We start from the raw sequence: 2,911 nt of genomic DNA on the forward strand, positions 1-2,911 counted from the left end.
TCCTTGTTCCAGTATTCGAGATCGTGCTCTTCGGCGAGCTTGGGTCCCATGTCGCCCTGGACGCCGGCGCGTTCGAGGCGTTCGAGCACCTTCTCCTGCTCGGCGCACAGCGAATCCATCGCTTCCTGCGCGCTCTTGGCGCCCGAGGACGCATCGCCGATCGCCTGCCACCACAGCTGTGCCAGCTTCGGATAGTCGGGGATGTTCGTGCCGGTCGGCGACCATTGCAGACGGGCCGGCGAACGGTAGAACTCCACGAGGCCGCCGAGCTTGGGCGCGCGGTCGGTGAACGACTGGTGGTCGAGCGTCGACTGGCGGATGAAGGTCAGGCCGACATGGCTCTTCTTCACATCCACCGTCTTGGAGGTCACGAACTGCGCATAGAGCCAGGCGGCCTTGGCGCGGTCGTCAGGCGTGGACTTCATCAGCGTCCAGGAGCCGGCATCCTGGTAGCCGAGCTTCATGCCGTCCTTCCAGTAGACGCCGTGCGGGGACGGCGCAAAGCGCCACTTCGGCGTGCCGTCCTCGTTGACGACGGGCAGGCCTTCCTTGACGAAGTCGGCGGTGAAGGCCGTATAGGTGAACATCTGCTGGGCGATCTCGCCCTGCGCGGGAACCGGGCCGGATTCGGAGAAGGTCATGCCGGCTGCGGCAGCCGGCGCATAGGCCTTCAGCCATTCGAGATATTTCTCGATCGAGTAGACGGCCGCAGGACCGTTGGTGTCGCCGCCACGTGCCACGCACGAGCCGACCGGACGCGAGTTCTCGTCGACCTTGATGCCCCATTCGTCGACCGGCAGGCCGTTGGGAATGCCCTTGTCGCCGTTGCCGGCCATCGACAGCCAGGCGTCGGTGAAGCGCCAGCCCAGCGAGGGATCCTTCTTGCCGTAGTCCATGTGGCCATAGACCTTCTTGCCGTCGATCTCGCGGCCGGTGAAGAATTCCGCGATATCCTCATAGGCCGACCAGTTGACGGGCACGCCGAGGTCGTAGCCGTACTTCGCCTTGAAGTCGGCCTTGTTCTTCTCGTCGTTGAACCAGTCGTAGCGGAACCAGTAGAGGTTGGCGAACTGCTGGTCGGGCAGCTGGTAGAGCTTGCCATCCGGCGCCGTCGTGAACGACTTGCCGATGAAGTCGTCGATGTCGAGGCCCGGATTGGTGACGTCCTTGCCCTCATTGGCCATGAAGTCGGTCAGCGAGCGGGCCTGCTGGTAGCGCCAGTGGGTGCCGATGAGGTCACTGTCGTTGACATAGGCGTCGTAGATGTTCTCGCCCGACTGCATCTGCGTCTGCAGCTTCTCGATGACGTCGCCCTCGCCGATCAGGTCGTGCGTGATCTTGATGCCGGTGATGGCGGTGAAGGCCGGCGCCAGCACCTTGGATTCGTATTCATGCGTCGTGATGGTTTCCGAGACCACCTTGATGTCCATGCCGGCGAACGGCTTGGCGGCATCGATGAACCATTGCATCTCGGCTTCCTGGCCGGCGCGGTCGAGCGCCGACTGGTCGCCGATCTCCGCATCCAGGAACTTCTTGGCCGCGTCCATGTCCGCGAAGGCGGAGCCGGTAAGCGCCAGCAAGATCGCTGCCGTCGTCGTCAGAAGTTGCGTTCGCATGGTATCCTCCCTAAGGTTTTGCGATTGCGACTGCATGTGCGAAGGTCCCTCCACTCTCTCCCGGGACCTTCATTCCTTTGCCTCACACGAAGCGGAACACGCCGACGGCGTAGACCACGGACAAGGCAAGAGCCCACCACAGGTTGGGACCGACAAGCCCCAGCCATGCGAGATGAATGAACGCCGAACCGAGCAGCGACACGAACAGCCGGTCGCCGCGTGTCGTCTCGAAGCGCAGGATGCCGATGCGCGGCGAACCGCCGGGCCGCGCATATTCCCAGACCGCCATCAGCGCGATCAACAGGAAGATGGTCAGGAAGAACATGGCCGTCGGGAACGACCAGGCCATCCAGCCGCCGGGGATGAGCGAGGCGAACCAGTCGCGCGCACCGTCCTTGACGGGCAGTGCCATGACGAGAAGCCCGACGATCACGGCATAGAGGACGAGCACGGCGGCGAGTGCGACCGGCCAGCGAGTGTTGCGGTTGGCGACGGCGACCATAAGCCCCTCCCCTTCAGACCCGGCCAAGGGCAAAGCCCTTGGCGATGTAGTTGCGCACGAAGTAGATGACGAGCGCGCCCGGAATGATCGTCAGCACGCCGGCCGCGGCCAGCACGCCCCAGTCCATGCCCGACGCCGAGACCGTGCGCGTCATCGTGGCGGCGATCGGCTTGGCGTCGGTCGTCGTCAGCGTGCGGGCGATCAGAAGCTCCACCCAGGAGAACATGAAGCAGAAGAACGCCGCCACCCCGATGCCCGACGCAATCAGCGGCACGAAGATCCTGGTGAAGAAGCGCGGGAACGAATAGCCGTCGATATAGGCGGTCTCATCGATCTCCTTGGGCACGCCCGACATGAAGCCTTCCAGGATCCACACCGCCAGCGGCACGTTGAACAGGCAATGCGCAATGGCCACCGCGATGTGGGTGTCGATCAGGCCGAAGGCCGAATAGAGCTGGAAGAACGGCAGCGCAAACACCGCCGGCGGCGCCATGCGGTTGGTCAGGAGCCAGAAGAACAGGTGCTTGTCGCCCAAAAACCGGTAGCGCGAGAACGCATAGGCCGCCGGCAGCGCCACCGACACCGAGATCACCGTGTTCATGACCACATACAGGATCGAGTTGATATAACCCGAATACCACGCCGGATCCGTGAAGATCACCGCATAGTTCCTCAGCGTCGGGTTCGCCGGCCACAACGACACCGACGTCATGATCTCCGTGTTCGTCTTGAAGCTCATGTTCACAAGCCAGTAGATCGGCAAAAGCAAAAACACGATGTAAAACGTCGGCAC

At 63.1% G+C, this 2,911-nt stretch carries 3 protein-coding genes; all 3 read right to left on the reverse strand.

Features of this window, described 5'->3' with window-relative positions:
- The coding region (locus tag MKI86_RS23725; protein WP_241605981.1) for an ABC transporter substrate-binding protein at window positions 1-1,616 on the reverse strand (1,616 nt) is incomplete at its 3' end.
- 82 nt (window positions 1,617-1,698) lie between these two features.
- Window positions 1,699-2,118, reverse strand: coding sequence for a DUF2160 domain-containing protein (locus tag MKI86_RS23730; RefSeq protein WP_241605984.1), 420 nt, complete (start codon window positions 2,116-2,118; stop codon window positions 1,699-1,701).
- 13 nt (window positions 2,119-2,131) lie between these two features.
- Window positions 2,132-2,911 (reverse strand): carbohydrate ABC transporter permease (locus tag MKI86_RS23735; RefSeq protein WP_241605986.1); only part of this gene is annotated, 780 nt, incomplete at its 5' end.

This window comes from Shinella sedimenti (assembly GCF_022601905.1).
GTDB lineage: Bacteria > Pseudomonadota > Alphaproteobacteria > Rhizobiales > Rhizobiaceae > Shinella > Shinella sedimenti.